The sequence below is a fragment of the Syntrophorhabdaceae bacterium genome (assembly GCA_028713955.1).
GTDB lineage: Bacteria > Desulfobacterota > Syntrophorhabdia > Syntrophorhabdales > Syntrophorhabdaceae > UBA5609.
Genome location: JAQTNJ010000171.1, coordinates 1 through 6835, shown reverse-complemented (window position 1 = coordinate 6835; position 6835 = coordinate 1). Strand labels below are relative to the sequence as shown.

Below are 6835 nucleotides of genomic sequence, written 5' to 3'. Positions count from 1 at the left end.
GCCCCGTGGTTTATTGCGCTTATCAGCCTCTTCGCAATGAGCCTTGTCTTCTGCACCCTTCGCAGGCTGGTCCTTTTCATGAAGGAGAAAAAGGCAATCAGGCTACCCGGCGAGGATAGGCTGTCAAAGATGGACCTTCACGCCTATGTCCGGGGAAAAGACTTAGAGGAGACGCTCGGCCTCCTGACAAGGAACTACAAGCTGGCCGTCAGAGACGAGCAGGGGGCGGTTCTGGAGAGGGGGAGGCTATCGAGATACGGGGTTTTTATTATCCACACGAGCATTATCGTCATCCTCGCCGGGAGTTTTGCGGGGCTCCTCTTTGGATACAGGGGGTTTGTAACGCTCAGGATAGGGGAGACGAAAGACCGGTTAACGCTGCGCGGGAAGGACTCTGCCGAGATGCCCCTCGGTTTTGCCTTGAGGTGCAAGGATTTCAGGGTAAATTTTTACCCCACCGGAGAACCAAAGGATTATGTGAGCACTGTTGAGGTAATAGAGAACGGAAAGATCATGCTGGGAAAAGAGATAAGGGTGAATGACCCCCTTTCCTATAAGGGGACACGTTTTTACCAGTCCAATTATGGAAGCGCCCCTGTTTTCCTCTTCAACATCGGGGGGGAGAAGGTTGCCCTGATGGAACGGGAAGTGTTCAGGAAAAACAACCTCTTATTGATGGCGGCACGTTTTGAGAACAGGGTCCATGATTTTGGGCCCGGCGTACTCGTTGCATATCTTGACAATGGTGAGCCGAAGGCCACCTGGTTCCTGAAGAATGTCGACCGCCTCAGAGAGCAAAACCTGCAAGGGGTGAAGGTAAGTCTCGGCGATATCGAGGAACAACCCTACACCGGTCTTGAGGTGTCGAGGGACCCGGGAGTGTTCATGGTCTGGACAGGGTTTGCCCTGATCCTCCTGGGCCTGTATGTTAATTTCTTTTTACAGTACAGGAGGATCTATCTGCTAAGGGCCTCCGAAGGGGTGCTGGTAGCAGGGATGGCATTGAGGAACAGAGAGGACTTCAAAAAAGAGTTCGAGAAACTGATAGGGGAGATTAATGGCCATACATCATAAGATCCTCGGGGTAGCGACATTATTATACCTCCTTATCTTTTTTCTCCATATCCTCTATTTTTCCGTAAAAAAGGAGAGGATACTTTCGGTCACATGGATAACCATTTACGGGACCTTCTGCATCCATACCCTTGGCCTTGTTCTCCGCTGGATCGAATCATACAGGATGGATATCGGACACGTGCCGCTCGCAAACTTCTATGAATCGCTCATCTTTTTTGCCTGGTCCGTAACGCTTGTGCTCATAATAATGCGGAGGAAGATACCCTATCCCGTGATCACCATGTGCGCGTCCACGGCCTCACTGTTCCTGATGGGGTATGCGTCCATCTCGCCCTCTGTGGAGAAAAGCATCCAGCCCCTGATCCCGGCATTGCAGAGCAACTGGCTTCACATCCACGTTGTCACCTGTTTTTTGGCCTACTCGGCGTTTGTCATATCCTTTATCTGCGGCGCCCTCTATTTTATTACGTGGGAGGGCGTTGTTCCGCCAAAAGAGACCCTTGACGACATAAATTACCGCAGCGTAATAATTGGTTTTCCCATGCTCAGCCTCGGCATACTCACAGGCGCCGTCTGGGCGCATTACGCATGGGGTTCGTACTGGAGCTGGGACCCAAAAGAAACATGGTCATTGATTACGTGGATAATATATGCTTTATTTTTACATGCCAGGTTGGTGAGGGGCTGGCGGAAGAGGAGGATCGCCTTGATTTCAATCATAGGTTTTATGAGCGTCATCTTTACATATTTCGGAGTAAATATTATTCTTTCGGGATTGCACAGCTACGCCACATGAAAAAGAAAAGACCAAAAAGCTTAGTGTTGTTCGGAAACGGGATAAACTGCGAATACGAAACCGCCTATGCCAACAGGCTCGCCGGATTTGATACGGACCTCCTCCACGTAGACCGCCTGATGGAAAATCCAAAGGATATTCGCCGCTATGCCTTTATCAATTTTCCCGGCGGCTTTCTTGATGGGGACGACCTTGGCTCTGCCAAAGCGCAGGCGGTAAAATGGCGGCATCAGAAGCTGCGTGGTTCAACGGAGAGGTTTATTGATGAACTGATCGGGTTTGTGGCCGATGGCAAGATACTGCTCGGCATATGCAATGGCTTCCAGCTCCTCGTGAAGACCGGCCTGCTTCCGGCAACCGGCGGTGAGTACGGAAGACAGACCGTAACGCTGACCTCTAATGATTCAGGGCGGTTTGAGGATCGATGGGTATACCTTAAAATCAATCAACTTTCTCGTTGCATATTTACCCGCGATATGGATAAAATTTATCTTCCCGTAAGACACGGCGAAGGAAAATGTGTTGCAGACAGCCGGGAGACTGTCGGAAAAATAAAAGAAGGCGGCCATATAGTTTTGCAGTATGCTGACGAAAAGGGAAACGTTACCGATGAATACCCTTATAGCCCCAATGGTTCGGCGGAAGCGATCGCCGGTCTGTGTGACGAGTCGGGACGAATCTTCGGGCTCATGCCGCATCCGGAGGGGTTTATCCACTATACACAACATCCCAGGTGGATGCGGGAACCCATTGAAAAGGCAGGGGGAGATGGATTGAGAATATTTAAGAACGCATATAGATTTGTATCAGAAAATCAATAGGAGGTATTTCCATGAACAAAATGGACATCATCAACAAGCTTGCCGCTGACATCAACGTGAATCAGAAGATCGCAAAGATAGCAGTTGATACGATCATCGATAGCGTAAAAAAGGCCATTATAAATAATGAGCGCGTCGAGATAAGGGGTTTCGGGAGTTTTACCCTGAGGGAATATAAGGCATACAAAGGGAGAAACCCGAAAAGCGGCGAGATGGTCAATGTTGAGCCGAAAAGACTTCCCTATTTCAAGGTCGGCAAGGAATTGAAAGAGATGATATGGAAAGACTCTGTATAGTGTCGGAACTAAAAATTCCCCAAGCGGGGGCCCAAAAGATGTTTTAACTTTTTCACCGTCTGTATTATCTCGCTCGAAGGGTCCTTTTTCTTGTTGTAAGAATAGGCAGGATCCCCCTTCATCTCAGTTATTACCGCCTTCACGGAATTTGCAAGCCCCGTCAGGTCATAGCCGCCCTCGAGGGCAAAAAGCGCCCCGCCCTTCGAGTGCTTCTTCGCGATTTCAAGGAGCATTTTTGTCATCATGGCGTACCCCCCTTCGGTTACTACCATGCCGCCAAGGGGGTCATTATAATAGGCATCGAAGCCCGCCGAAACGAGAACCATTTCCGGCTTGTAGATGTCCGAGACAGGAACCAGAACCTCCCGGAAGGCATAGAGATAATCCTCGTCGGACATACCGTAGGACATGGGTACGTTAACGGTATAGCCTTCGCCGTCACCTTCGCCTATCTCTTCATACCAACCGGTTCCGGGGTAATAGGGGTATTGATGCGTTGAAAAGTAGAGGACCGTGGCGTCCCTGTAAAAACTATGTTGGGTCCCGTTGCCATGGTGAAGATCAAAATCAACAATGAGGACCCTCTTTGCTTTATATGTTTTTTCCAGGTATCGTGCGCCGATAGCGATGTTATTAAAGATGCAGAAGCCCATTGCCCTGTCACGCTCTGCGTGATGACCCGGGGGCCTCACAAGGGCAAAGGCGCTTTGTATCTCAGAAGATTGCAACTTGTCTATAAGGGTCAGGACGCCTCCTGCCGCAAGACAGGATGCTTCGTAGGTCTTCGGAGAGGTGACCGTGTCGGGGTCTAATCTCTTCGGCGGTTTATTGCTCGTGGCTGCAACGTAATCGATATAGGCAGTATCGTGATTGAAGGCTATCTCTTCGCGGGTTGCCTTCCGCGGCGGCACGAAGAGGATACCATCACTGCCCATGGTGTCGAGCATAGAGTAAATGGATCTTAACCTGTTAGGATTTTCGGGGTGGTAGTCATCAGTGGTATGTTCTAAAAATACATCGTCCCTTACAATGCCAACGCTCATGCGATCCTCCCTTGTGACAGGATAGTAAGTTTTCCGTAAAAAAGCAAGGCATTATAGAGACAGTCGATAGTCGATAGTGAATAGTAGATAGTGAGAAACCAAAGAGACAATTCTTTAAGAAGTTTATCTCTCTGCCCTCCGCTCTCAGCTGTCTTTTCCCCCTTGCATCTCACGGGGAGGTTACGCAGGGCCTTGCCGCTTATCTATCTTGTAGCAGCTGCCCTTATGATATTTTGCGTGTTTTTTCATCTCCGAGGCGATCTCTGTAAATTCTCCATAATGAGAAAAGGAACTGTTACTGTTGTGGGCGATCCCTATGGAAAGGGAGACAAGGGGGAATCTTTTTTCCTTTCCCTGCCTGTCCGTTGTTTGAATGTAGCCCCGCTCCCCGTCATCTGGGTCGTAGAAGGTGGGCATGATCCGGTCAAATGCCTGGATAATCTCTGCCGAAGCCTCTTCGACGAGGTTTAGATCCATGATGTATATAAAATCATCGCCACCGATATGTCCTATAAAGCCCCCGACCGGCTGCCTGTTTTTCACAATGTTCAGGATCAGGCGCCCCGCCACCTTTATCGCCTCGTCGCCGCGGGTAAAACCATAATAATCATTAAAGGGTTTAAAATTGTCGAGATCGCCGTAGGCAAGGGCAAAGACATCGCCACGGTCTATCCGCTTTTGTATCTGCCTGTTAATGGAGATATTGCCGGGGAGTTTTGTAAGGGGGTTTACCTCCACAACCCTCTCTGACCTGAAAATACAGAGATCGACCCGGGCGAGACCCTCTCTTTCAATGTCACTTTTTAACATGTAATCTTCCACAAGCAGCGAGTCCCAGGGAGGAACCGCAGCGGCATCCCCGAAGATTGCCAGGACAGGAAGCTGGTTGAAGATGGGATCACCCTTCAGGTTGTTCAGGGTATTCGTTGTGAAGGGGTCGTCCCCGGTCATGTCAACGATGAGCAGCCCCGGCATTGTATTGTAGATATAATCAAGGGCAGGCCGGATGTTGGAAAACGGTATCAGGCGAAAGAAATCCCGCAAGGTCCTCTCCAGGAGATCTGAAAGGGCTGCATCCTGCGAAATAATGACAATGTCCTTTTTGGTCATAATGAAAGCTCTTCCGTCATCTCCAGGGACTCTTCGAGGGCCCCCAGTATGTCCCTGAGGTCGGCCTCCGAGAGGTCAAGCATCTGCCAGGATTCGGGATTGACCGCCATAAGGGTGTGGTCGCCGGCAAACCCGAACCCCCTTGCCCGTACCAGTATGTCCGCGAGATGGACTATTGCAGATTCAACAGGCGCGTTCTTTGAAAGATGCGGCTTGTGATGGTACTCGATGACATCGACGAGCTTTTGGGGAAAGCGCCATTTCTGGGCCATCCACGAACCGACGCTTGCATGGGTTGTTCCAAAATGGGCGCGTTCAGCACCATATATGCTTAAGTTCCCGATATCCGCATCGCGCATTGCCTCCTCATATTCCTCCGGGAACTGAAGGATCAGCAGGACCTTCCCGATGTCGTGGAGAAGGCCGTCAATAGAGGCCTCTTCAGGTTCCTTCAACCCCTTCTTTTCCGCGATAAGCCTTGCAGCGATGGCACAGCCCAGGGAATGCTCCCAGAGCCCGATCATCGTCTTTTGCATGAGCTCAAAGACCGAAACACCGAGGAGCAGGCCCTTAACAACGTTCAGGCCAAGGAGAATGACGGCCTGATTTACCGATGATATCCTGCCGGGAAATCCGTATATCGGTGAATTGACCATTTTAAGAACCTTCGTCGTAAGGGCAGGGTCATTCGATATGAAGTTGCTGATCTCGTTCAGAGAGACCCCTGGGTTTTCAATGACCCCAAGAAGCCTTTTCAAGACACCCGGAATAGTCGGCAAAGCGTTGATGTTCTCAACCCTGGCCCGGAGATCCCTGATGTCCATGCTACCCATATAATCCCTCTATATGCTCTTTTAGTACCCTTTTTATGACACCCATGTACGGCTCCTCTTCGATAGACTTAAAACGCCTGTCGAGGGCCGACAACACCTCTTCCTTTGGCGTTGAAGGAGGGGAGATCCCCTGGATGGATATGCTGTCAGCATCCATATCCCTTACCCTTTCTATAAGCTCGGCCGTTAACTCAGTTCCTTCCCCGAGCAGCACCATTCCGCTTCTGTTCTTCACAGGTTTTAATAATTTCATCCCCGGTTCCAGCTTGTCAGGTACAATTTTTGGCACAGCAAGCACCTCGTTCTCTCAAACAGTTCTCAGATATGATCGGATAAAAACATAACAGGTTAAGTTTTTCATGCTCTTTGACGGACATTTACAACCCGGAAAGCCACACCTCCAGCCTGTCACACCCTTCTTTAAGCCTTTCAATGCCCGTTGCGTAGGAAAAACGGACGTGAGAGCCTGCCCTGAAGGAGCCGAAATCGTATCCGGGAGTAAAGGCCACCCCGGCCTCGTCGAGGGCCCTCTCAACAAATACCATACTGTCAATACCCCACCGCTCTATCCCCGCGTAGATGTAAAAGGCCCCCTCGGGGCTTGCAGGCACATGGAATCCCAGACCCCTCAGCCTCGGGACCATGAAATCTCTCCTCTCCTCGTATGTTTTCCTCATGCGGCCGAGTTCTTCAGCATTGTCAAAGGCGTACATGGCCGCATACTGTGATATCGAAGGCGGGGAAATGAATATGTTTTGAGCGAATTTTTGTATTGGTCTTACGAGCTCCCCGGGCACCACCATCCATCCAAGCCTCCAGCCTGTCATGGCGTACGTTTTTGAGAAACCGTTTACCACGA

Annotated in this window: 9 protein-coding genes; 4 read left to right on the top strand and 5 right to left on the bottom strand. The window is 50.2% G+C overall.

From position 1 onward, the window contains the following. From PHU49_12640 to PHU49_12625, 4 genes are all read left to right on the top strand, one after another. The coding region (locus tag PHU49_12640) for a cytochrome c biogenesis protein ResB (GenBank protein MDD5244854.1) at positions 1-1074 on the top strand (1074 nt) is incomplete at its 5' end. Further along, the gene (gene ccsB / locus PHU49_12635; protein ID MDD5244853.1) at positions 1058-1873 is read left to right on the top strand and encodes a c-type cytochrome biogenesis protein CcsB; all 816 of its coding nucleotides are present in this window, start codon (positions 1058-1060) and stop codon (positions 1871-1873) included. The genes PHU49_12640 and ccsB, both read left to right, overlap by 17 nt. After that, positions 1870-2694 (top strand): phosphoribosylformylglycinamidine synthase subunit PurQ, encoded by an 825-nt coding sequence (locus tag PHU49_12630; protein MDD5244852.1) that lies wholly within the window; start codon positions 1870-1872, stop codon positions 2692-2694. Before ccsB ends, PHU49_12630 begins: the two co-directional genes overlap by 4 nt. A gap of 11 nt (positions 2695-2705) precedes the next feature. Further along, entirely contained in the window at positions 2706-2990 is a 285-nt protein-coding gene (locus tag PHU49_12625; protein ID MDD5244851.1) for an integration host factor subunit beta, read from the top strand. Between the two features lie 8 nt (positions 2991-2998). Here PHU49_12625 and PHU49_12620 read toward each other — a convergent pair whose 3' ends face one another. The 5 genes from PHU49_12620 to PHU49_12600 all read right to left on the bottom strand — a co-directional run. Further along, positions 2999-4033: a histone deacetylase gene (locus tag PHU49_12620; GenBank protein ID MDD5244850.1), complete on the bottom strand. Its 1035-nt coding sequence runs from the start codon at positions 4031-4033 to the stop codon at positions 2999-3001. A 180-nt stretch (positions 4034-4213) separates the two neighbouring features. Beyond that, positions 4214-5143: a diguanylate cyclase gene (locus PHU49_12615; protein MDD5244849.1), complete on the bottom strand. Its 930-nt coding sequence runs from the start codon at positions 5141-5143 to the stop codon at positions 4214-4216. After that, on the bottom strand, positions 5140-5976 hold the full coding sequence (locus PHU49_12610; protein MDD5244848.1) for an HDOD domain-containing protein: 837 nt from the start codon (positions 5974-5976) through the stop codon (positions 5140-5142). Before PHU49_12610 ends, PHU49_12615 begins: the two co-directional genes overlap by 4 nt. Beyond that, positions 5969-6265 (bottom strand): hypothetical protein, encoded by a 297-nt coding sequence (locus PHU49_12605; protein MDD5244847.1) that lies wholly within the window; start codon positions 6263-6265, stop codon positions 5969-5971. The genes PHU49_12610 and PHU49_12605 overlap by 8 nt, the downstream gene beginning before the upstream one ends. Positions 6266-6353: 88 nt before the next feature. Then, the coding region (locus tag PHU49_12600) for an aminotransferase class I/II-fold pyridoxal phosphate-dependent enzyme (protein ID MDD5244846.1) at positions 6354-6835 on the bottom strand (482 nt) is incomplete at its 5' end.